The organism is Phragmitibacter flavus, from assembly GCF_005780165.1.
Lineage (GTDB): Bacteria > Verrucomicrobiota > Verrucomicrobiia > Verrucomicrobiales > Verrucomicrobiaceae > Phragmitibacter > Phragmitibacter flavus.
On record NZ_VAUV01000028.1, the window covers coordinates 25,496 to 48,679 of the forward strand.

17 protein-coding genes and 1 tRNA gene are annotated in these 23,184 nt (G+C 57.1%); 8 read left to right on the forward strand and 10 right to left on the reverse strand.

Annotated elements, in window-relative coordinates; genetic code table 11:
* Positions 1–48: 48 nt before the first annotated feature.
* The 5 genes from FEM03_RS23480 to FEM03_RS23500 are packed head-to-tail and all read right to left on the reverse strand — an operon-like array spanning position 49 to position 7,223.
* Positions 49–897, reverse strand: a complete 849-nt coding sequence (locus tag FEM03_RS23480; protein WP_240772888.1) for a 50S ribosomal protein L11 methyltransferase — start codon at positions 895–897, stop codon at positions 49–51.
* A 42-nt stretch (positions 898–939) separates the two neighbouring features.
* Positions 940–2,334, reverse strand: coding sequence for an efflux transporter outer membrane subunit (locus FEM03_RS23485; protein WP_138088785.1), 1,395 nt, complete (start codon positions 2,332–2,334; stop codon positions 940–942).
* On the reverse strand, positions 2,334–5,468 hold the full coding sequence (locus FEM03_RS23490; RefSeq protein ID WP_138088786.1) for an efflux RND transporter permease subunit: 3,135 nt from the start codon (positions 5,466–5,468) through the stop codon (positions 2,334–2,336). The genes FEM03_RS23485 and FEM03_RS23490 overlap by 1 nt, the downstream gene beginning before the upstream one ends.
* Positions 5,469–5,498: 30 nt before the next feature.
* A complete protein-coding gene (locus tag FEM03_RS23495; RefSeq protein WP_166443101.1) occupies positions 5,499–6,575 on the reverse strand; it encodes an efflux RND transporter periplasmic adaptor subunit in 1,077 nt (358 codons plus the stop codon).
* Between the two features lie 21 nt (positions 6,576–6,596).
* Positions 6,597–7,223, reverse strand: coding sequence for a TetR/AcrR family transcriptional regulator (locus FEM03_RS23500; protein ID WP_138088790.1), 627 nt, complete (start codon positions 7,221–7,223; stop codon positions 6,597–6,599).
* Between the two features lie 99 nt (positions 7,224–7,322).
* On the opposite strand from FEM03_RS23500, the gene FEM03_RS23505 reads away from it, so the two are divergent.
* The 4 genes from FEM03_RS23505 (at position 7,323) to FEM03_RS23520 (ending at position 15,450) form a co-directional block, all read left to right on the forward strand.
* Positions 7,323–8,372 carry an ROK family protein gene (locus FEM03_RS23505; protein WP_138088792.1) on the forward strand — a complete coding sequence of 350 codons (1,050 nt, stop codon included), beginning with the start codon at positions 7,323–7,325 and terminating at the stop codon, positions 8,370–8,372.
* Between the two features lie 112 nt (positions 8,373–8,484).
* The gene (locus FEM03_RS23510) at positions 8,485–10,020 is read left to right on the forward strand and encodes a Ppx/GppA phosphatase family protein (protein ID WP_138088794.1); all 1,536 of its coding nucleotides are present in this window, start codon (positions 8,485–8,487) and stop codon (positions 10,018–10,020) included.
* Positions 10,021–10,066: 46 nt separating this feature from the next.
* Positions 10,067–12,178, forward strand: coding sequence for a polyphosphate kinase 1 (ppk1, locus tag FEM03_RS23515; RefSeq protein ID WP_138088796.1), 2,112 nt, complete (start codon positions 10,067–10,069; stop codon positions 12,176–12,178).
* 101 nt (positions 12,179–12,279) lie between these two features.
* Complete coding sequence (locus tag FEM03_RS23520) at positions 12,280–15,450, forward strand: beta strand repeat-containing protein (RefSeq protein WP_138088797.1); 3,171 nt, start codon at positions 12,280–12,282, stop codon at positions 15,448–15,450.
* A 4-nt stretch (positions 15,451–15,454) separates the two neighbouring features.
* Here FEM03_RS23520 and FEM03_RS23525 read toward each other — a convergent pair whose 3' ends face one another.
* Complete coding sequence (locus FEM03_RS23525; RefSeq protein WP_138088798.1) at positions 15,455–15,877, reverse strand: NINE protein; 423 nt, start codon at positions 15,875–15,877, stop codon at positions 15,455–15,457.
* A 266-nt stretch (positions 15,878–16,143) separates the two neighbouring features.
* Here FEM03_RS23525 and infC point away from each other — a divergent pair, with 266 nt between their 5' ends.
* The 4 genes from infC to FEM03_RS23545 all read left to right on the forward strand — a co-directional run bounded on the left by infC (position 16,144) and on the right by FEM03_RS23545 (position 18,418).
* Positions 16,144–16,938, forward strand: a complete 795-nt coding sequence (gene infC, locus FEM03_RS23530) for a translation initiation factor IF-3 (protein ID WP_138088800.1) — start codon at positions 16,144–16,146, stop codon at positions 16,936–16,938.
* A gap of 43 nt (positions 16,939–16,981) precedes the next feature.
* Positions 16,982–17,671: an HAD family hydrolase gene (locus FEM03_RS23535; protein ID WP_138088802.1), complete on the forward strand. Its 690-nt coding sequence runs from the start codon at positions 16,982–16,984 to the stop codon at positions 17,669–17,671.
* Between the two features lie 64 nt (positions 17,672–17,735).
* Positions 17,736–17,812, forward strand: a tRNA-Met gene (locus FEM03_RS23540).
* A 228-nt stretch (positions 17,813–18,040) separates the two neighbouring features.
* Positions 18,041–18,418: a hypothetical protein gene (locus FEM03_RS23545; protein ID WP_138088804.1), complete on the forward strand. Its 378-nt coding sequence runs from the start codon at positions 18,041–18,043 to the stop codon at positions 18,416–18,418.
* A 376-nt stretch (positions 18,419–18,794) separates the two neighbouring features.
* Here the strand turns inward: FEM03_RS23545 and FEM03_RS23550 are convergent, their stop codons facing one another.
* From FEM03_RS23550 to FEM03_RS23565, 4 genes are all read right to left on the reverse strand, one after another.
* A complete protein-coding gene (locus tag FEM03_RS23550; RefSeq protein WP_138088805.1) occupies positions 18,795–19,829 on the reverse strand; it encodes an AAA family ATPase in 1,035 nt (344 codons plus the stop codon).
* A complete protein-coding gene (locus FEM03_RS23555) occupies positions 19,826–20,797 on the reverse strand; it encodes a toprim domain-containing protein (RefSeq protein WP_206171125.1) in 972 nt (323 codons plus the stop codon). Before FEM03_RS23555 ends, FEM03_RS23550 begins: the two co-directional genes overlap by 4 nt.
* Before the next feature lie 105 nt (positions 20,798–20,902).
* Entirely contained in the window at positions 20,903–21,244 is a 342-nt protein-coding gene (locus tag FEM03_RS23560; RefSeq protein WP_138088808.1) for a hypothetical protein, read from the reverse strand.
* Between the two features lie 61 nt (positions 21,245–21,305).
* A complete protein-coding gene (locus FEM03_RS23565; protein ID WP_138088810.1) occupies positions 21,306–22,610 on the reverse strand; it encodes a tyrosine-type recombinase/integrase in 1,305 nt (434 codons plus the stop codon).
* Positions 22,611–23,184 lie beyond the last annotated feature (574 nt).

The following is a 23,184-nucleotide window of genomic DNA, read 5'->3' on the forward strand; positions in this document are numbered from 1 at the left end:
AAATGGAAATGGCAGTTTTTTTCATTTTTCCGCCCCCTCCCCTCTTCCTCATTTGAGTCGACCGCGTGCCGTCACCCATTTGCCTTTGGTCACCACTTCCTCAAACACCAGCCCCGCCTCCTCACCCGCCGCCAGACATCCTGCCGCCTGCGACTTCAAAATGCCCGAAACCACCACCATGCCGTCCTTGCGCACTGCCTTCGCAATCTTTGGAAAAACCTTCTCCAGGATGTCATGAAAAATGTTCGCCATCACACAATCCACTTTTTTGCCCGGCTTCCATTTAAAGACATCCATCTCCTCCAGCACCACCTTCTTTGTCTTGTTGCGCTTCAAATTTTTCGCCGCCGCCCGCAATGCCATCGCGTCAAAATCACAGCCCCACGCCGAACCCGCTCCCAACTTCTCCGCCGCAATCGCCAACACCCCACTGCCAGTCCCCAAATCAATCATCGACCACTCCGTCCCCGCACGCGACTTGGCAAAATCCACCAACATCCGCAATGCCGTGGCCGTCGTCGCATGATGCCCCGTTCCAAATGCCAGCTCCGGGGGAATGCTGATCACTTCCCGACCCGGATTCGACTGTTTGATTTCCACCAACTCCGCCGCCTTGTCCGTTCCCACCAACAGCAGCGCCTTGCCAATCTTCACTGGCTCGGGCAGTTCCGATCCCATCGCCGCCCAATTCTGCGCCTTCAACTCCCTGACCGATCCGCCAAACTCCTTAAAAATCTTCTGCGCCTCCGACTTCTTCTCACAATACACCTCCAGCCGGATCGTCTTCTTCCCTGGCAACCGCGTCATCACCGCCCGCTGCTCGCCCGCGAACATTTCTTCCCACACATCCATCCATTTTAACGACGACAATTTCGACCACACAAACATGCGGGTCATTTAAGGCAAAACGCTTCACTAAAAAAGTTAAAAACGACGCAACTACCAACTCCCTCCCAACGCCTTGATCAACCTCACCGTTGAAATCAACCGCTGCGCCTTCACCTGCGCGGCCTGACGACTCACACTCAAATTCGTCCGCTCCACATCGAGCAACTCCAAATAACCCAACGCCCCACTGTCATAACGTTGACGCGTCAACACCATCGCCCTTTCCGAAGCCGCCACCGCCTCATCCATCGCCGCTGACTGCTCCCCACGAAAACGGATCTGCGACAGCGACGTCTCCACATCCTGAATCGCCCCCAACACCGCCTGCCGGTAAACCGCCACCGCCTCGGCATGCAATCCCCGCGCCCGCTGCACCCGGGCCTTGATCACCAGCATCCCCGTCACCGGCACACTCACACTCGGCCCAATCGACCAAACCTTGCTGTCCGCCGTGAACAAACTCTGCGTGTCCTTGCTCAAAAATCCGCCGCTGCCCGTCAAACTGATCTTCGGAAAATACCCCGCCACCTCCACGCCGATGTCCGCGTTCCTCGCCGCCACCTGACGTTCCGCCCCCCCCACATCTGGACGCCGCTCCAGCAAACTCGCCGGAAGACCCGCCGGGATCAACGGAGGCGACGACAAACTTGCTCTCGACTTCACCTCAAAATTGCTCGCCGACTGACCACACAACAACGCCAGCACCCCCACCGCCTCCGCCCGCAGGCGCCGCACATCCGCCATCTCGGCTTTGCTCGTCGCCACCTCACTCTGCGCCCGCGCATAATCCGCCTCCGGAATCGCCCCCGCATCAAACCGTTGCTTCAACACTCCAATGCTCTGCTCCCGCGTCTCCAACACCTTCCTCAATGTCGCCATCTCCATGTCATAACTGCGCACCAAAAAATACTGCATCGCCACGTCCCCGTTCAGCGTCAGCAACACCCCATGATAATCCGCCATCACCACCTCTGCATCCGCTCTCGACGACTCGATGCTCCTTCTCACCCGCCCCCAAAAATCCAATTCATACGCCAGCTCGATCGGCACATTGAAAGTGTTGATTCTTGAAGACGGGATCGCCACTGGAACCGGCGAAGGCAGATTCCCCGATGTCCGTTCCCGCTGCGCCGCCGCATTCAAATTCACATCCGGCGACAACGCCAAACCCGCCGCCTTCGTCACCGACCGCGCCTGATCCACCCTCGCCACCGCCGCCCTAAGATCATTGTTGTTCGCCACCGCCAAAGCCTGCAGCCGGTTCAACTCTGCATCCCCAAAAACCCTCCACCACTCACCGCGCGGTTGATCATCCTTCGGCTCCGCCACCTGCCACTTCCACTTTGCCGGAGTGATGTCGGCAATGTCCGGTTTCACATAATTCGGTCCCACCTTGCAGGCCGAAACCCCAAGCACCAACATCAAAGCCAAAGGACAACGCCACATCACGAAATAGAAGTAGTAGACAATTTCAAACCCGACACCTCGCTGTCCTCACCATCATCGACCTTGCGTCGACGCGTGAACCAGCCCGCCACATCATCAAACAACGAATAAAACACCGGCGTCGCCAGTAACGTCAGCAACAACGACATCGTCTGCCCCCCAATAATCACCCCCGCCGTCGCGGTGTTCATCGACGCTCCAATCCCCTTCGAAAGCACCAACGGGATCATCCCCGCCACAAACGACAGCGTCGTCATCAAAATCGGCCGCAACCGATCCTTGTTTGCCTGCAAAATCGCGTCCAACCGGTTCATCCCCTGCCTTCGCAATTGCAGCGTGTGATCAATCTGAAGAATCCCATTTTTCTTCACCATGCCGAACAACACAATGATCCCCAACATCGAAAAGATGTTCAGCGATTCGTTAAAGATGATCAGCGACAGAATCGCAAACGGGAACGTCAACGGCAGCGACAGCATGATGGTGAACGGATGAATCCACGACTCAAACTGCGCCGCGAGCACCAGATACATGAACAAAAACGACATCGCAAAAGCCGTCATGAACGCCGACATGGTCCGCTCCAGTTCCTTCGAGCGACCAATCGGCTCACTCAGATAATTCGCCGGCAACCCCTGCTTCTTCACCGCCGCCGCAATCTGCGCCAACACCTCCGCCTCACCCACCCCGGGCGCATTGTTTGCTGTGATCGTGATTTGCCGACGCCGTCCATTGCGATTGATCTGCGCCGGACCCGTGCGCTCCTCCATCTGCACCAGATTGCTTAACGGCACCGGACCCGACTGCGCACTCGGCACATACAACAATCCCAACGCCTCCTGACTGTTTCGATACCGGTCTTCCGCCCGCAAATGAATGTCATACTGCTCGCCACCATCGTTAAAAGTCGACACATCATCGCCGCCCACCAGCAACCGCAACGATGTCGATAAGTCCGCAATATTTACCCCCATCTGACCCGCCTTGCTGCGATCCACCACCGCCGTCAACTCCGGCTTTCCGGTGATCAACGTCGTGTCCACATCACGAATGCCAGGAATTTTCTTCACTTCAGGCATCGCCGCCTCCACCGTCTTTGTCAGCACCTCCAAATCGGGACCCGCAATCATGTATTGCACGTTCGCCGCTGACTGACCCGAGTTAAACGCCGGCACCAGCAACACCGTCATCCGCCACTCCGGCGGATACTTCGGCACAATCTCCCGACGCACCAGATCCATGATCTCCTCCTGCGACGCCTCACGCTGCGAAGGATCGCTCAAGCGCACATAAATCCCCGCCTTGTTCGGCGTGCGCTGGTCATTGTCACCAATCGTCATCAGCGTGTATTGCACCCCCGACACCGTGCGAAGATCCCGCGCCACCCGTTCCGCAATCAAATCCGTCGCCTCAAGACTTGTGCCCTCCGGCGTGCGCAGACTCACCTCAAACTCCGCATCCTCCGTCTCCGGCAGCAGCCCTTTCTGCACAATCCCCATCATCGGCACCACGCTCGCCAAGGTCGCCACACAAGCCAGCACCACCACCCACCGATGCCGCATCGAAAAACGCAGCATCACCATGTAAACCGACTCCAGCGGGTGATAAAAAATGTTCACCAGCTTCGCCATCCACCGCTCCACAAAATTGGGCTTGGTGATTTTTAACATCCGCGCACTCAACATCGGCGCCAGCGTGAAACTCACCAACAACGACACCGCAATCGCAAACGACATCGTCAATCCAAAACTCCCCAAAAACCGTCCCACAATCCCGCTCAAAAACGCCACCGGCAAAAACACCGCCAGCAGCGACAACGTCGTCGCCATCACCGCCATGCCAATGTCCCGCGTGCCCTCAACCGCCGCCGTGAACGAGTCCTGCTTCTTCTCCTCAATGTGCTTAAAAATGTTCTCCACCACAATGATCGCATCATCAATCACGATCCCCACCGCCAAAGCCAGCGCGATCAAACTGATCTGATTCAACGACACATCCGCCACCCACATCACCCCGAAACTCGCAATGATCGACGTCGGAATGGACAGCGCCGAAATCAACGTCGCCCGCCCGTTCCCCAAAAAGAACAACACAATGATCGCCGCAAACGCCGCCCCCAAAATCAAATGCTCCTGCACCGCATGCGTGCTAGTGCGAATCACCAAAGAATTATCCCGCACCACCTCCACCTGATACCCCTCCGGGAGCAATCTCCTCGCATCATCCAGCCGCTCCTTCACCGCATCCACCACCGCGATCGTGTTCTCGCCCGACTGCTTCCTGATCGACAAAACCACCGTCGGCACCCCATCCCGACGCGCCACCGTGGCCGCCTCTTCCTCGCCATCCACCACCCGCGCCACATCCATCAACCTCACCAGTCCCCCACCCGCCTCACGCACCACCAACTGCTCCAACTCCGCCACGCTCGACACCTTGCCCGTCACTCGCAAACCCGTTTCCTGCGCCCCACCCTTCACCATCCCCGCCGGAATCTGCACATTCTGACGCTGCAACGCCGCCTGCACATCCATCGCCGTCAGCCCATAAGCCCGCAGCCGCACCGGATCCATCAACACATTGATCTGCCGCTTCCTTCCCCCCAGCAACGTCACTTGTCCGACTCCGTTCACACTCTCCAACTGCCGCCGCAAAACCTTGTCCGCATACTCCGTGATGTCCCGAGCCGGACGATCTGCAATCAACGCCACCGTCAAAATCGGCGACGCATCCGGATCCAGTTTCTCCACCCTTGGCGTGTCCGCCGAATCCGGCAAATCGTTGATGATCCGGTTGACCCGATCCCGCACCTCCTGCGCCGCCACATCAATGTCTTTCTCCAACAGAAACGCGATCATCACCTGCGACACCCCTTCCGTCGAGACCGAGTTCAACTCATCAATCCCACTGATCGTATTCACCGCTTCTTCGATCTTGTCCGTTATCTCCGTTTCGATCTCCTCCGGCGTCGCTCCCGGCAACGACGTCGTCACCACCACGCCGGGGAAATCCACCTTGGGAAAACGATCCACCGGCAATCGCGAAAACCCCAGCACCCCAACCACCACAAACACCAGCACCAGCACCGTGGCAAACACGGGCCTCTTCACAGAAATTTCGGCAAGCCACTGCATGATGTTAAAAATGAAATTCGCTAACTCAACTCACTGCACCGCCGCCATTTTGATCTTCGCCCCATCCACCGCATCCGCACTTGGATCGACCACCACCACCGCATCCTTCACCAATCCAGCGCGCACCTCCGTCCACCCATCCTGTTCCTCACCCAGATCCACCATCCGCGCCTCAATCCGATCCTTCTCCACCACCATCACCCTGGTCGCCCCCGCCTCATGCCGCACCGCCGTCAACGGCACCGCCAAACGCTTCGCCGTGCCCATCGCCAATCGCCCTTCCGCAAACATCCCTTGCCTCAACCTTCCATCCTCATTCGGCACCTCCGCCTCCACCAAAAGATCCCGCGTCACATCACGCACCACCGCCCCCACATAAACCACTCTTCCTGAAAACGTCTGCCCCGCAAAAGCCGGAACTTCAAACGTCACCAACTGCCCAACCTGCACCCCGCCCACCGCCGTTTCCGGCACCTGCAACAGCAATCGCAAACTTCCCACGCTCACCAACTGCGCCACCTCCGTGCTCGCCTGCACAAACTCACCCGGGCTCACCCGACGCTCCGCCACCACGCCATCAAACGGAGCGCGGATCTCCAGGTCCTGCAAATTTTTCTCCGCCGTCTCGACTCTCGCCACCGCCATCGCATCATCCGCCCTGGCCGACTCCAAATCCGCACTCAACTTCTGAAAATCCGCATCGGCAATCGCCTTTGATTTCGCCAGCGGCTCGTTCCTTTTCCACTCCGCCTCCGCCAAACTGAATCTCGCCCGGGCCTGTGCCGCCTGCGCTTCTGCTTCACGCAACGAAAGCTTCCCCGCCCGATCATCCAGTTTCACCAGCAAATCCCCCTTCTTCACCACCGCCCCACGTTCCACCTCCGCCACCATCACCTTGCCCGAAGCATCCGCCGCCACCTTCGCATCCACTCGACTGCGCAACTCCCCAATCACCCGCATATAAACCGGCATCTCCTTCTCCTCCACCTCCGCCGTTTTCACTTCCACCTCCTGCACTTTCTCATCAACCAATGCCACCTCCGGCTCCGGCTTTTTTCCGCAGCTCACCAACACCATGGCAATGCCCAACCAAGCAAGACGTCTCATAATAATCATCATGTCGCTCCTCTAAAATTTCAGATCAGCCTCTCCCACCGGTGCCAGTCCATGCGCAAAAACATCCACACACACCGCCACAAACTGCGAAGCCGTATAGCCCTCGTGACAATTTCCCGTGATCCGCAACATCCCCCCAAACAACATCGAAGTAAACGCATCCGCCGCCACCCCCAGGTCCACCCCATCACGCACCTGCCCCGCCTTGCGCGCCGTCTCCAAATGATGAATGAACCGCGCCCTCACCGGCCTCACCGCATCGCGAATAATCTTCTGCGCATGCTCCTCATGCCTCCGCCCCTCCCCAATCATCGTCCGCATAAACGCTTCATCCCGCTCCATCTTCTCGTAAAACCCTTCCGCAAACCGACGCAGATTGCGCCGCAAATCCCCCGTCCATTCCCGCTCCTCGCCCAAATTTTCCGATGCATGCGCCTCCACCACCTGCTGCATCACCGCCGTCAAAAGCCCTTCCTTGTTCGTAAAATGTCTGAACAACGTCACCTCATTCACCCCCGCCTCCTCCGCAATCACCCTCGTCGTCGCCCTGTGTAACCCATCCCGTGCAAAAACCTTCATTGCCGCCGCCAAGAGCTTGTCGCGAGCCGCAGGCGAATCACTTTTTTTAGTGGTGAGCATTTCGCATGTAAGCACTTACTTGCACAAATGTAAAGAATGAAATCATCCCCCGTCTAATTTGTCACTTGCATCCCTCCCGCTGCCTGTGAGAAAGGCCATATGGCCAAAAAGGTTTCCTCCAAGAAGAAAAGCAAAAAGACCGTCATCAAAAAGGTCTTGCTGCCAAGTGCCCCGGTCGACCACAGCGCCACCCCATTCTGGATCGGATTCGATCTCGGCGGCACCAAAATGATGGCCTGCGTGCTTGACGAAAACTACAACGTCCTCGGCACCGCCCGCAAATCCAGCCAGGGCACCCAAGGCGCCGCCAAAGGCATCAAACGCATCCTCACCACCATGACCGACGCCATGCTCGAAGCTGGCGTCAATCCTGCCAACCTCCAGGGTGCCGCCGTCGCTTGTCCCGGCACCGTCAATCCCCAACGCGGCATCCTCATCACCGCCCCCAATCTCGGCTGGCGCAACATCACCCTCGGCCCTTCCCTCCAGCGCGTCCTCAAAAAACCCGTCATCCTCCTAAACGACGTCGACGCCGGCACCTTCGGCGAATACACCCTCGGAGCCGGCAAAGGTGCCCGCTCCTTGCTCGGCATCTTCCCCGGCACCGGCCTCGGCGCAGGATTTGTCTACGACGGCAAACTCATCCACGGCAAAGCCACTTCCTGCATGGAACTCGGCATGGTCTACCTCCCCGGCACCCATCTCAATTCCGCCATCCCCGGAGCCGTGCTGTTCGAAGACCTCACCAGCCGACTCGGCCTCGCCGCCGCTGGAGGCATCGAATGCATCCGCGGCAACGCCCCCATCCTCGACGCCAAAACCGGAGCCTCCATGCGCGAGATGAAAAGCAAAGCCCTCACTGCGTCCTGCAAAGCCGCCGAACCCGGCATCGTCCCCGTGCTCGAAAACTCCCTCAATTACCTCGGCATGGGCGTCGCCATGGTCATCAACCTTTTCGCCCCTGATCAGATTACCCTCGGCGGCGGACTCGTCGAAGAAATGCCCAAAACCTATCTCGACGGCCTCAAGCAATACACCGAACGCTACGCCGTCCCCGAACTCTTCAAAGGCATCAAATTTTCCGTCGCCCAACTCGGCGGCAACGCCGTCGCCATCGGTGCCGTCGCCTGGCTCCGCAAAAGCCAGTAATCAATGTTGGAAGTGCGAAGTCGGAAATCGGAATTAGCAACTCCCCACTTCTGACCTCCCACTTCCGACCTCCGACTTTTCGCCTTCATCCCTCATCCCTTATTCTTTCAACGTGTCCACCGACCCATCAAAGCCCGAATCACTCGCCCTGATCCATATCGGTGCCACCTCCATCACCCTGCTCATCGGTGAACTCAACGACGAGGGACAATTCGCCACCCTCGACCACCTCGAACGTCCCCTTCCTCTCGCGCGCGACATCTTCCGCTCCGGCGTCATCACCCGACCCGTCATCGAACAGGCCGCCGCCATTCTTCACGACTTCCAACTCTCCCTCGCCGAATACACTGTCCCCACCACTTCCGTTCGCTGCTTCACCACCAACATCCTCGCCGAAGCCAGCAACCACGAAATCTTCCTCAACCGCATGCAGATCGCCAGCGGTTTTGTCGTTCGCATCATTGATGACGGCGACATGACCCATCTCATCTACCAAACCACCCTTCGCCTCCTTAAGTCCAATCCCGAAATCGCCAACGCCAACACCCTCATCTCGCACATCGGCCCCGGCAACACCCGCGCCCTCTACTTCCACAAAGGCCGCATCGCCACCTACAGCAGCTACCGGCTCGGCATCTTCCGCACCACCGAAGCCGTCGCCGACACCAGCTCCGTCCAACAACTCGCCTACATCGAAGAACAAATCCGCGGCGTCGTCGACCACCTCGCCACCGACTACTCCAAAGCCGAAATCGACTACCACGTTGCCGTCGGAGCCGAGATCCAGTCCGTCGCTGCCCACATCTCCCCTCCGGTCCAGGGTGCCTCCTTCATCACCCTCAAACAGCTCGAGAAATTCACCGAGAAACTCGCGCTCATGTCAGCCGACGAAATGGTGCGCCGACTCCACCTTAACTACACCGGTTCTGAAGGCCTCGTCGCCGCCCTCCAGACCAACCTCGCCCTCGCCCGACGCTTCAACGACAAAGTCCTCGTCGTTCCCGAAGGTGACTTCCACAGCGACCTTATCCACAACCTCCTCGACTCCCGCACCCAGACCAAAACCTTCCAGGAGGAGATTCTCCAAGCTGCCCGCGAAGTCGGTAAAAAATTCCACACCGACCGCAAGCACGGTGAACACGTCGCCAAATTCTCGCAGGAACTCTTCGCCCAGTTGCAGGACCTTCACGGCCTCAACTCCAAACACGAACTCCTCCTCCGCATCGCCGCCATCCTGCATGAGATCGGCATGTTTGTCAGCGCCCGCGAACACCACAAACACTCGCTCTATCTCATCCTCCACACCGAAATCTTCGGCCTCAGCGCCAGCGACCGCACCATCATCGCCCTCCTCGCCCGCTACCACCGTCGTTATAACCCCGACGCCAATCACCCCCACTACGCCGACCTCACCCGCGACGAACGCCTCATTGTCTTCAAGCTTGCCGCCATCCTGCGCGTCGCCGACTGCCTTGACCGCAGTCACTCCCAGCGCATCAAAAACGTCAAGTTCTCCCGCGAACGCGACACCCTCTACATCGACACCACCGACGTCGAGGACACCACCGTCGAGCAACTCGCCATCAACTCCAAGTGTGACCTCTTCCACGAAGTCTACGGCTACGAACCCCTCCTGAGAAACGCCTAAGCCTAACCCACTTTTCACTTTTCTCTTTTCCCTTTTCACTTTCCCCATGTCTCCCGAAAACTACATCAACCGCGAACTCAGCTGGCTCTCCTTCAACGAACGCGTCCTCGAAGAAGCCACCCGCGAAACACTGCCCGTCCTCGAACGCGTCAAATTCCTCGCCATCACCGCCGCCAACCTTGACGAATTTTACATGGTCCGCGTCGGCGGCCTGCAGTTTCTCAAAGACACCGGCAAACGCGTCAAAGACACCTCCGGCTTAACCCCCAGCCAGCAACTCACCGCCATCCGCGAGCGCACGCTCCAGTTCATCGACAAACAATACACCCTGCTCAATCAGGACCTCCTCCCTGCCCTGCGCAACAACGGCATCCATCGCGTCCTTCCCAACGAACTTACTCCCGCCCAGCGCACCTACCTGCAAGATTACTTCAACGAACAAATCTCCCCCGTCCTCTCGCCCATCGCCATCGAACCCGACGAGCCACCCATCGTCCTGCCCGCCCTTCTGCTCATCCTGATGAGCGAAATCCACAGCCAAACCGTCGATAAAAAACCCCTCATCCGACGCGCCATCTTCATCCTCCCCACCAGCCTCCCAAGGCACATCGCCCTGCCTTCCACCGAATCCGGCACCCACGCCTACATCAACATCGAAGACGTCGTCGAACTCTACCTCCACACCTACTTCCCCAAAGAACGCGTCGTCGGGACCGCCCGCTTCCGCATCAGCCGCAACTCCGACATCACCCTCGACGACCAAAGCGCCCTCGACATCGCCGCCGAGATGGAAGACATCCTCGACGCCCGCAAAACCAGCGGCACCATCCGACTCGAAATCGAACAGGAAACCGACGTCACGCCCTCCCTCGTCAAAGCCATCCAGCAGCTCTGCCAGACCACCCCCGCCCACACCTATCTCATCCCCGGCGAGCTCGACCTCCGCGCCTACTTCTCCATCGCTGGCATCTCTGGATTCGAAAAACTCAAAACCGAAACCTGGCCCACCGCCGAGATCATCCACGATTCCCACGAAACCACTATTTTTGACACCATCCGCGGAGGCGACCTGCTCCTTCACCATCCCTACGAATCGTTCGAGCCGGTCATGCAGCTTCTCGAACAGGCTGCCGCCGATCCCAACGTGATCGCCATCAAACAAATCCTCTACCGCACCGCCAAAAACAGCCGCATCATCAGCGCCCTCGTCAAGGCAGCCCAGGCCGGCAAACACGTCACCGTTCTCGTCGAACTACGCGCCCGCTTCGACGAAGCCCGCAACCTTGAACGCGCCGAAGACCTTCTCAACGCCGGAGCCCAGATCATCTACGGCGTTCGTGGACTCAAAACCCACGCCAAAATCACCCTCATCATGCGTCGCGAAGCCGGCCGTATGATGCGCTATTGCCACTTCGGCACCGGCAACTACAACGAGGCCACGTCCAAACTCTACACCGACATCTCCTACCTCACCTGCCGCCCTCAATACGGTGCCGATGCCTCCGCCTTCTTCAACACCGTCACTGGCCGGTCTCGCTTCGTCCACTTCAACAAGATCAGCATGGCCCCCTTCGGCCTGCGCGAACGTCTTGTCGAACTCATCGAAAGCGAAGCCGAACGCGCCCGCCACGGCGAAACGGCCAGCATGATGCTGAAGATGAATTCCCTTGAAGATCCCCAGATGATCGACGCCCTCTACGCCGCCAGCAAAGCCGGCGTCAAGATCCTCCTCAGCGTCCGTGGCATCTGCTGTCTGCGTCCCGGCGTCAAAGGCCTCAGCGAAAACATCCGCGTCATCAGCATCATCGACCGCTACCTCGAACACGCCCGCATCTTTTGGTTCAGCCAAGGCAGCCATCCCGTGGTCCTCATCGCCAGCGCCGACTTCATGAACCGCAACCTCAGCAAACGCGTCGAGCTTCTTACCCCCATCGAAGATCCCGAAGCCAAGGAAACGCTGCACACCATCCTCAAAACCCAGTTCAACGACAACACCCAGGCCCGCGAACTCAACAAGGACGGCACCTACACCCTCATCAAACCGCCCGCGAAAACCAAAGCCTTTCGGTCCCAGGAATATTTCGCCAAACAAGCCGTTCGCCGTCACCGCCCCCGCGCCCAATCCCCCGACATCCTCGTCCCTCACCTTCCCAAATAATATTAAACGAACTGCAGAGTTGCACTTCACCTTAAGGACCATTTCTCCTACTCCGCAAAAAAAGGTTGAGCCAACCCCTCGCTCTCCCTTAACATGCTCAAATGAACCGTTTCCATACGTTCATCTTTAGCCTCTGCCTCCTCCTGAACTCTCCCGCCCCCGCCGCCACCCTCTACTGGGACACGGCAGAAGGCACCGGAATTCAAGGAGGCAATGCCAACTGGAACAACACCGACACCGCCTGGAATCCCCTCGCCGACGGCACCGACCCCCGCATCGCCTGGACCAGCGACGACGACGCCAACTTCACGACCGGCACCAGCATCGTCACCCTCACCGAAGCAATCACCGCCCGCTCCCTCACTCAAACCGGCAGCGCCACCACCACCATCAGCGGAGCCAGTCCCCTCAACCTCACCACCGCCACCGGCATCAACAACACCAGCAGCGGCACCCTCACCATCGACAGCAACCTCACCCTCGACACCCCCGCCACCCTCTTCACCGGCACCGGACGCATCGTCATCAACGGCAGCATCGGCGAAACCATCCCCGGCAGCGGCCTCCAAAAAACCGGCACCAACACCCTCGAACTCGCCAACGCCAACACCTTCACCGGCGACATTAATGTCTCCAATGGCACCATCCTCGTCCAAAACAACGGAGCCCTCGGACTCGGCGCAGGCACCACCACCGCCACCAACGGCGGCACCATCGCCCTCCAACACGGCGTCACTGTCACCGGCGAGACGATCACCCTCACCGGCTCCGGCTACACCGGCGGCAACAACTTCGCTGGTGCCCTTCAATCGACTGGCACCGGCACCGGCACCTCCACCTGGGCGGGCAACGTCAACCTCAACGGCACTGCCCGCGTCGGGGCCAACGGACCCGACAGCACCCTCGTCATCGACGGAAAAATCAGCGGCAATGGCACCCTCGAAATCGGATCTCTCCCCGGAGCCACCGGCGGCGGCACCACCGTCCTCGCCGGTGCCCACGGTCACGACTTCACCGGCAGCATCAACATCGTCCGCGGCACCCTCCGATTCCAGGGCGCCAACAACGTCCTGCCAGCCACCACCGCCCTCATCCTCAACTCCGCCGGCAACGACAAGTCCACCGTCGACCTCAACGGCACCCAACAAACCGTCGCCCGCCTCGCCGCTGGTGCCAGTGCGGCCGACCGCCAAAGCGTCTCCCTGATCACCAACACCAGTGCCACCCGATCCACCTTGATCACCAATCAAACCGGCGACGGCGAATTCTACGGCACCCTCACCGGCAATCTCAACTTCACCAAACTTGGCAATGGTGCCCTCCACTTTTACGGACCCAACACCAGCATCATCGACGGCGACCTGCTCATCGAAAACCGCGCCACCATTGGCACTTTTGAACCGGTCGTCCCCGCCGGTCCCACCACCCTCAGCGCCCATTCGGTCAGCCTCAAAAACACCAACATCAACACCGATCTCTACATCCGCGGCAACTCCGCCGCTGGAAGCCACACCCTCACCGTCCGCGAAGGAGGACTCACCCTTGAGAACTACAGCATCTTTCTGAACGCCGGGGATGTCGCTGGTGGCCGACTCCTCCTGCAAGGCAACCTCACCACCATCGCCAGCGCCAACGGCGCCCAAATCCTCGACAATACCGCCAACCTGAATCCGGTCCGCGGCTACGTCGACCTTGGCGGCGCCACCCGCACTTTCACCATTGCCGACGGAAGCGCCACCAACGATCTCAACATCACCGCCGCCATCACCAATGGCGGAATCATCAAAGCCGGAACCGGCCTCCTGCGTCTCGCCGGCAACAGCACCTACGACGGCACCACCAGCATCAACACCGGCATCGTCATCGCCGCTTCCAATCAGGCCCTCGGCAGCAGCACCGGAGGAACCAGCGTCGCCAGTGGAGCCAGGCTCCTGCTCGGCGATGGCGTCATCATCACCGGCGAAACCCTCAATCTCTCCGGCAACGGCGGCGACTTCTTTGGTTCGCTGCAAGCCGCCGCCAACGCCACCGCCGAATGGGCAGGCAACATCATCCTCAATACCGAAGCCCGCATCGGTTCCGCCAACACCGCCAGCCACCTCAAAATCAGCGGATCCATCCAAAACGGCACCATCAACACCCTCGTCATCGCTGGCAACGGCACCCATACCCTTTCTGGTGTCAGCACCTACACCGGCCAGACTCAGATCCTGCGCGGGATCGTGAAGCTCGATGCAGGCAACAACCGACTCCCCACCGGCACCTTGCTCAATGTCGACTCTGGCGCCGCGGTCGAAGACGCCATCTTCGATCTCAACGGCTATCAACAATCCGTTGCAGGATTGCTCCGCAGCGGTTCGGGCTCGAGCACTGGCGGAAGTTTCGTGCGCAACACCAACACCACCCAGGACGGCACCCTCGAAATCACCGCAGGCGGCCAGACCTACAACGGCATCCTCCAGGGAGGCGGCAGCCTCGGCCAGCTCAACCTCACCAAATCCGGCGCTGGCACCCAAACCCTCGCCGCCGCCAACACCTACACCGGCAAAACCACAGTCTCCGGCGGCACCCTCGCCCTCAGCGCCACCGGCTCCATCAACGATTCCGCATGGATTCAGATCAACACCGGAGCCACCCTCAGCGTCGCCACCACCCAGACCTATTCCAAGCAAGTCATCACCGGTGGCGGAACCATCTCTGGCAACCTGATCGTCAACGGCACCAGCCTTCTCAAACCCGGCGCCACCACCAATCCCTCCCTTGCCAGCATAACCGATGCAGGCGACCTCACCGGCACCCTTACGGTCAACGGCAATCTGAACCTGCTCGCCACCGCCAGCGCCACCACCCCGCGCGCCATTTTTCAACTCGGCGGCACCAACAGTCATACCAACACCCCGACCATCGCCTCGACTGTCACCGCTTTCAGCACCGCCACCGCCGACAGCCTCTATGACAGCATCGACATCAACGGCACCCTCGGTCTCGAAGCAGGGTCCATCCTTGAGGTCGAACTTCTCAGCGGCTACACCCCACAGTTCGGCGACGTCTTTAACCTGCTCGACTGGAACAGCCCCAACTTCAACATCAACAGCCTCGGCTCTTTCACCACTGCCGACCTCATCCTTCCCACCTTGGACAACGGCTGGTTCTTCGCCACCGACCAGTTCATCGGCCACGGCATCGTCTACGTCGTCCCAGAGCCAGGTCGCGCCCTGCTCTTCTTTGCCGCCCTCATTCCGCTGGCCCTGCAACGCCGCCGGCGATGGTGATCCCTCACTGCAAACGCATCCGCGACTCACCGCGATTGCGCTCATCCACCTGCTGGTTCAGCGTGCAGAAATCCACCAGCCAGCCAATCAAAAACACACCGCCAGTCAGGAGCCAGATCAATCCTGTTCCCCACTTGCCCATGTAAAAGCGGTGCACCCCAAATACCCCCAGAAAGGTCTGCAAAATCCACGCCACCGAGTAGTCCACCGGCCCCGTCGCAAACTTCGCATCCGCTTTGCGATCCATCCCCGGAATCAAAAACACATCAATGAGCCACCCAACCCCCAGCAATCCCAAAGTCAGAAACCAGATCACCCCCGTCACCGGTTTGCCAAAATAGAATCGGTGTGCACCCGTGAATCCGAAAATCCAAAGCAAATACCCGATCGTGACACTGTGCGATTTCGAAACAGGATTGGTGTTCATGAAGTTAAAAAACGGACATCACTACATACGACACCCAAACCCGGATGCCGACAAAAACCGCAACCATTTTTTAGGTTGCACATCGGTAGTTAATGGGTGATTCTGGCAGTGGTCTGCGGCAGGAGGTTTCATGCCTTGCCAGATCGAGGTTTTTTAAGCATGTTGTCAAGTTCATCCCGTCTCCCCCTCTCATGTCTGTCAGCAGGCGTGCCCTTGGTGGACGACCGTGGTCGTTAAGCCTTTTATGCGGCGACCCATGACAAAATGTGAAATATTTGGAGCCCCTTACGGGTATCCTATCTTCAAACTCAAACATCAACTTAATCCACCGGAGGTGCGTCATTAACCCTAGCTTCAATCGTCCCAAACCAGGCTTCCGAGGAGGCCGCTATGCAGATCAAACCCGTGTCAACGACCGTATCCGTGCACCCAAAGTGCGCGTCATCGACGGTGTGAGCGGAGCACAAATTGGCGTTTTACCGACCGGACAGGCCCTGCGCATGGCCAAAGAACGTGGACTTGATCTGGTGGAGATCTCTGCCGCCGCCGACCCTCCCGTTTGCAAGATTGTCGACTACGGCAAATTCAAATACGAGCAGGAAAAGAAGAAGAAGGAAGCAGCCAAAGCCTCGAAAGGCGGCAAGCTCAAGGAGCTCAAATTTCGCGTGGGTATCGATCCTCACGATTACCTCATCAAACTTGCTCACGCCGAAGACTTCCTTGGCGACGGTAACAAGGTGCGTATCCAGCTGCAGTTCAAAGGCCGTCAAATGGCTCACCAAGAAATTGGTTTTGAACTCGCCAAACGCATTCGGGATGACTTGAGCACCATGGGCAATGTTGACCAGGACCCTAAAATGGCCGGTCGTAACATCAACATGCAGCTCACTCCCCTACCTGAGCGTCAGCGCGTTCGCAAACTCGCCAACTTCAGACACGGCAAGTTCATCAACCCCGAGGAAGAAGACAACGAACACGAGCATCACGACGAAGCCCACGAAGCTCCCCACCAGGAAGCTGAGGCTCCTTCAGCGGTCGTTGAAGGTGAAAACGCCGCCTAAGGTGAGGCTCAAATAAAACCCTCGCCAATCCAGTCGAACTACCATGAAGCAACGACTTCTGCTGTTCGACATCGACGGCACCCTGCTCGACAGCGGAGGTGCCGGAGCTGGTGCCCTTCTCGACGCCGCCGAAGAGATTCTTGAGGTCTCCCGCGAAGATCTTCCCCCACTCGACCTTGCGGGTGCCACCGACGGAGCCGTGATCCGACAGTTGTTCAGCGACGCCCGGCGCGAACTCACGCTTGCGAAGATCACCGCGTTCTGGGAGGTCTATCTCAAGGCCTTGGAACTCCGCTTGCAGAGCAATCCTCATGGTCGACTCCATGTCGGCGTCACGGAACTGCTCGACGTCATCCAGAACGACACCCGATTCAGCTCCGGACTCCTCACCGGCAACATCCGCCGTGGCGCCACCATCAAACTCGAGCGCTTCGGCATTGCCTCCCGCTTTCTTGATGGCGGATTTGGCGACGACGGCGAGATCCGCAATCATCTCGCCCCCATCGCTCTAAGCCGCATGGAACTGGCCACCCAACGCCGATTCGCCCCCGATGAGATCATCATCATTGGCGACACCCCCAAAGACATTGCCTGCGCCACCGCCCTCAATGCCCGCTGCCTTGCCGTCGCCACCGGCATCTTCGATTCGACTTCGCTTCACGCCCACACCCCCTGGCAGGTTCACGAAAATCTCTCCGACACTTGCGAAATCATCCGCCTCCTCGCGGCCTGAACCACCTCGAACAAAGAAGTTAAGATATCAGTTGCAACCACCATTCAATGCACTAGTATCTCAGTGCGGGGTGGAGCAGCCCGGTAGCTCGTCAGGCTCATAACCTGAAGGCCGCAGGTTCAAATCCTGCCTCCGCAACCAATTTCACACCCTGTAACTCAATGAATTACAGGGTTTTTTATTTAATGATCGTGTTAATTAGAAACGCGAAAAACAGCATGAAAAAGCAGGTTTATGCGGCTTCTATTGCACTCCTTCTCACACTCCTAGATTTATAGGGTCTGCGAAATCCTTCAGTGGGGACCTCCATAGTATATGACATTTCGACTTCCGGACTTGATACAGCGTCGATACTTGCTCCAATCCCTTATGTTTAAATTGCTGCTAATCCTACTCGCCTGCCTGCCACTCACATCATGCGGCGGGTTCAAGTATGCCGTCCAAAATTATCGAGGTGTGAAGGTGCAAAAACACCATGGGCCAGATTTTGAGATTCGGGTTTTCGACAAGCCTGAGGAAAACCGAATGATGGTGACGCCTACGGTGGGGAGAGCCGCTAAAGAGGGCTATATTTCGGGGGCGACACTTGGGCTTGCCAGCATTGAAAACACCAAGGCAGGCTATCAAAAACAAGCGCAAGACTTTCTTGATCACAACGAGAGGAAAATGGAAATCTACAAGGGCGATCTTGTGGTGAAGCCTCAGTGGGAATTTTGGTATCGTGCAAAGGGCAAGACCATTGAGTAATCAGCTTGCTGTTGGCTAGCCTCCATATTGATGGCTTCTCACGTCCAACACCGCTAAAGGGATCGATGATGGATCACGGGGGGGTAGGGGGTCAAATCACAAAGTCTGTCGGATTGAAGAGCGCCGCCAAGTCAAATTTCTCTCTCTCTGAGTTTTTTGGGGGTGGGGATACCTAGCACTGCATCGGCATGCGAGAACCAGATTTTTGATCCAGTCTAGTTTCCACCAATGCATATTTCTGTTTCCGCCCCATTTCTGAAAATGTCCCTTCGTTTCCAGAAATCCGTCTTTCTTTCCACCTCGTTTCCAAGCTCGTTTCCATCTGTGTGTTTCGTTTCCGTGTTCCCCTCCTAACGTGGACAAATGGAAACGAAGCTCATTCATACGGGGAATCAATCGCTTTGTAGTCCCTTCCACTTTTCTGAATCAGTCCCCTGTCCATCAGCTTTTTGGCCCACTTGCTAACGGTGCCAGCGGAGACAGCCAGCAACTCTGCAAGCTCACTGGCGCTGACCACCCCCTCACGGATATGCCCCAACAAGGCGTCAGGGCCGTTATGGACGGTGCATGTGACCGCTATGGTGTCCCCTTGATCCGACAACGTCCATTTCAATGGAGGCGCTTCGTTGGGTCGACAGTTGCGGCATTTTGAGAAGCTTGTAGCAAACGATTTATTTGCTGCGCCGTCTTCACTGGCATCTTGCAGTTTAATAATCCAATGCGCCATGTCCTCACGACGGGAAGCGCCGCGCATCTCGCCATTTCGCCCGGCATGATGAACAATCATCGTCGTAATGTGACGATGCCGCAAAGCGAGCAACCAATCACGAATAGCGTCGAACGCATCGTTATCGTTTTCCTTCATACCAGTTTGGCTGGTGGAAAGGTTGTCGATCACAAAAAACGATCCATCAGGAAGCAAGTTGCCAAGTGCAGCTTGATGCGAAGGGTCCGCAATGTTCACGCTCGGCAGTTCGTGATCAAACAGCAACTCGTTGGATAGCAGGTGGAAGCTTTCGCCAGTGATACCAATTTTGCAAAACCGTTCTTGGAGGTCCGGCAAGTTCATCTCTGCATCGAAGTAACAAACAGGGCGGGCGGCGTTGCCAGCAGTCCATTCGCCAAGCTGACAATTTTCGGCGATGGCGTTGCCTATGAACATGGCCAGCCAGCTTTTGCCTGCACCTCGCGGCGCAAACAAAAAGCCAAGATCACCTTCCCGCATCCACTCACCCAAAAGCTTTAGACGCTCAGGCAACGGTAAAAACTGAAAGGCTTTCGCGGAGACGAGGGCAGGGGAAAAATCAGGTGGGGCATTGACCGTCGCAACCGTTTGTATCGTAGCAAGTGTTCCCCTACTGTTGGCACGCTGGCGGATTTCGCTGGTGATGTCGGGAAGTGAAGTAGTCATTCAAAAAGGGCGTTAAGGGTAGCGGCGTGGCTGGAAGCATCGGCGAGCAGAGGGCCAAGGTCTTTGCAGGATGAGGGCAAGGCGCGGATGTCAACCTTGCAACCGGCGCTTTCAAGGTCCGTAATCCAAGATGCGGCGGCATCGAGTCCCGCCTTATCGCAGTCGGGAACAATGCGCACGGATCGGTTGTTGAGTTGTTTGACCAGGCCGGGCGCTCGGCTGAAACGGGAAGATGCGGAGGTAGCCGCGAGGATTGTCCAACCATGAGGCGGCAATACGATCAGATAAGCGGCGAGTGCTTCCAGCAAGGCAATCGCTCCCTCTACTAGTAGAACCTTCACGCTTGGCCCGCCCAGCCATTTCTGGCCTATGAACGCGCCCTCACTACCGGGAAGGTTTTTGGCTTTGACTTGCTTGCCGTCTGCAAGTGTGAATGGTAAACCGTCGAAGCGCCGGGCTTGAGCGAAGGTTCCTTCATGAATGATGAAGCAGGAATGGCCGTCTATCTTGGCCCCCCGAAGGACGCCGCTTCTATGGGCCAGCCATACACTGTCTGCTGGCAGATTGCGCAATCTGGCAACGGCTTCAACAGCAGAATTTTGCAAGGTCAAAAATGCAGGCCAGCCGTGGCGGAGTCGTGCCTTCCGCTCGCTATCGTTTTCAAAGTTGGCCGCAACCATCGGTCGGGGTGACTGAATAGGCTGGGATTGGAGCAAATACCCAGTCGGGCGTGTGGAGTTAGCGGCACTGCGTAGTTTCTGGCGAAGTTCAGATTCGCTCCAGGGGGGGACACAATGGGTTTGATTCCACTGAAACAGCAACGGCAAAGCGTCTTCTTGGGAAAATGCAAAGCCTTTGATGAGTGTGCAGGCGGCATCAAAAAGGGAGTCGCTACCTTTACTCCCCTGAAGGGAGGGCGGCAACTTTTCCAAGTAATTGCCAGCGCGTTCTAACATGAATTTGTTCATAGATACTCGTGGGGTGAGATGGTGAAATCTCCCTTGACCAAAGGACAGATATAGTATGGCCTTGAGTCATACCGCATCCGCCTCTTTGGTCGTAGGCGGTTTGCGTTATCGGACATCAACTGCTTGAATCTCAAACCGACGTTCCAGCGCCGCACGAACCTTTGCGGGTTCAAGGAAAACACGCTTGCCAATTTTGACACTGGGAAAATACCGCCGTTGCTTCCAATCGGCGAACGTCCGAAAACTTGGGCGCGTCTCACGATCTGGAAAGACCATTTCCAGGCATGTTTGTATGCCAACTAGAATAGGCTCATTGTTGGCGTTTAGGATGTCGTTTTTGTTTTTTTGTTTTTCGTCTACCATAAGGCCCCAACCATGGAGTGCGGCTGATGGCACTGAAAGGCGGGCAAATGAAAACTCGCTCAACTCAGAAAACGGGGGCGGCATATAGCCACGGGGTTGGCTGCCTGCACCTGCCTATTTGTCAAGCTGGACAATCGCCAACTGGTCAAACTGCTTTTAGGTAGGAGACGCGCTGATCTGCGTTGCTGAGTGGCTTGCTAATGATTGCGCGGCGGGTTTGCAAATCAGGAACAATGGCGAAAAACTCCACTCCCTCAGCTTGGGTATGCGTGTTGAGATAGTGTTGTTTGACGATGCTTTCCGAGTTCCCCGCCTGCAATGCGGCATCACCTATGCTTCGATTTTTGGCGACGTGGTAGGAAATGAATGAATGGCGTGGTTCATCATGGGTGATGGCAAAATGCTTCCTTACAAGCTTGCCAACGCGGCCTTGATTCGGCGGCATCACATCGCCAGTGAAAACTTTGAGCCATTCTACAAGGCTTGGAGAAATAGTGACTTGACGTTGATCCCCAGTTTTTGAAACGCTAGCCGGGATGGTGATCACTCCAGTCTTGAGGTTAATAAGCTCCCCTTCGCGGCCAGCCATCCGCTCAAGTTCGGCGGGGCGGATTCCGGCGAAATAGAGTAATGCATAGTGACGAACCATGCGCCCCCCTTTCCATCGCATGAGGGCTGAAAAGATGCGGACAACCCTCGTCGGCGCGGTTGTCGCAGGTATGGGTTCACGTTGTTCTGCAACTTGCTTGGCGGTGAAAACTCTAACCTTTTCGACGGGGTTCGTGAAAGTATAGGGTCGATTGCTTGCAAGATCAGGCTCCCTCGCCCATGCAAAAAAGTGATTCAGGTCGTTGCGGTAATTGTTCCAGGTCTTGCGGGTGGCAGGACCAGCGCCATTTTTGGCTTGGAGCGACTTCAGGAACGCCTGAATTTTCGCCGGGCTAATCGAATGAACTTTGTCGTTGTCGACGGCGTTGGTGAATTGATTGAGGACACTACGCTTTTGAAACAGCGTGCGGGGGCGGATGCCTGACCGCTCGCAATCATCAAGGTAGAAGCCTACAGCATCACGCAACGAAATGGTGTGTTCTGGTGGGCGGTGGTTTTCGAGGAAATAGGAGATAGCCTGTTCAAGGGTGTAGGTGCCAGCGAGGCGTTCGAATGCATTCGCGGCTTGTCGGTGCTGTTCTTCTGTGAGTGGCGAAAGAACCAGCATCTGAGCAGTCCCCTTGTTCTCCATCTCTACCCGTTTGGAAGCTGCAAAAGTTTCGGCATCACGGCGTTTTTTGAACTGTCGACGCTTCCACTTGCCATCCTGTCTCCAGCCCTGAACGCGGTAGGTGAGGTATGAGGAGCCATCACCTGAGAACCGCTGAATCTCCTGAATGGTGATGCCATTGGAGGAGGTCTTTGGGGCGGTGGTCCGAGTGCGTTGCTTGTGTCTACCCATGCCTGCCTAATAGGGCATCCGAGCGCATATTTCAAGCATGTATTGCACCCCTAGTGTTACTCCTACTTTTCTACCACCGTTAAATCAACCATGCAACTCAGGCTCATAACCTGAAGGCCGCAGGTTCAAATCCTGCCTCCGCAACCAATTTCATACCCTGTAACTTAGTGAGTTACAGGGTTTTTTATTTTGTAGTCGTGTTGAACTACGACGCGAAAATCCGCACACAAAAAAGCCTGTTTGCGCGGCTTCGATTGCACTGCATGCTGCACTTCTAAATTTGTAGATTTTTTCTTCCGAAATCATGGGACGGGACCGTGAAAACGAATGCCACTTTGGCATTCTGACTTGATGCAGCATCGATCCTCGCCCCAGTCCCTTTTTTTAAATTGCTTCCAAGCCTACCCACCTGTCTCCCACTCATTATCCGGCGGGTTCCAATATGGCTGAGGTGAGCTAGATTTCTGGACCATCCACTCCAGAATACCATCCAAATGACATCGAAGCCACGCAAACGATACACCGCCGAATTTAAAGCACAGGCCGTTGAACTCATCAACACCGGCAGGCCAGT

Excerpts from the sequence above, each read along its gene's own strand:
- FEM03_RS23520 (WP_138088797.1), top strand. The coding sequence starts at position 12,280 with ATGAACCGTTTCCATACGTTCATCTTTAGCCTCTGCCTCCTCCTGAAC.
- FEM03_RS23555 (WP_206171125.1), bottom strand. The coding sequence starts at position 20,797 with ATGAACAAATTCATGTTAGAACGCGCTGGCAATTACTTGGAAAAGTTG.
- FEM03_RS23490 (WP_138088786.1), bottom strand. The coding sequence starts at position 5,468 with ATGCAGTGGCTTGCCGAAATTTCTGTGAAGAGGCCCGTGTTTGCCACG.
- FEM03_RS23535 (WP_138088802.1), top strand. The coding sequence starts at position 16,982 with ATGAAGCAACGACTTCTGCTGTTCGACATCGACGGCACCCTGCTCGAC.
- FEM03_RS23480 (WP_240772888.1), bottom strand. The coding sequence starts at position 897 with ATGACCCGCATGTTTGTGTGGTCGAAATTGTCGTCGTTAAAATGGATG.
- FEM03_RS23560 (WP_138088808.1), bottom strand. The coding sequence starts at position 21,244 with ATGCCGCCCCCGTTTTCTGAGTTGAGCGAGTTTTCATTTGCCCGCCTT.
- FEM03_RS23525 (WP_138088798.1), bottom strand. The coding sequence starts at position 15,877 with ATGAACACCAATCCTGTTTCGAAATCGCACAGTGTCACGATCGGGTAT.
- FEM03_RS23505 (WP_138088792.1), top strand. The coding sequence starts at position 7,323 with ATGGCCAAAAAGGTTTCCTCCAAGAAGAAAAGCAAAAAGACCGTCATC.
- ppk1 (WP_138088796.1), top strand. The coding sequence starts at position 10,067 with ATGTCTCCCGAAAACTACATCAACCGCGAACTCAGCTGGCTCTCCTTC.
- FEM03_RS23500 (WP_138088790.1), bottom strand. The coding sequence starts at position 7,223 with ATGCTCACCACTAAAAAAAGTGATTCGCCTGCGGCTCGCGACAAGCTC.
- FEM03_RS23545 (WP_138088804.1), top strand. The coding sequence starts at position 18,041 with ATGTTTAAATTGCTGCTAATCCTACTCGCCTGCCTGCCACTCACATCA.
- FEM03_RS23495 (WP_166443101.1), bottom strand. The coding sequence starts at position 6,575 with ATGAGACGTCTTGCTTGGTTGGGCATTGCCATGGTGTTGGTGAGCTGC.
- FEM03_RS23485 (WP_138088785.1), bottom strand. The coding sequence starts at position 2,334 with ATGTGGCGTTGTCCTTTGGCTTTGATGTTGGTGCTTGGGGTTTCGGCC.
- FEM03_RS23565 (WP_138088810.1), bottom strand. The coding sequence starts at position 22,610 with ATGGGTAGACACAAGCAACGCACTCGGACCACCGCCCCAAAGACCTCC.
- FEM03_RS23550 (WP_138088805.1), bottom strand. The coding sequence starts at position 19,829 with ATGACTACTTCACTTCCCGACATCACCAGCGAAATCCGCCAGCGTGCC.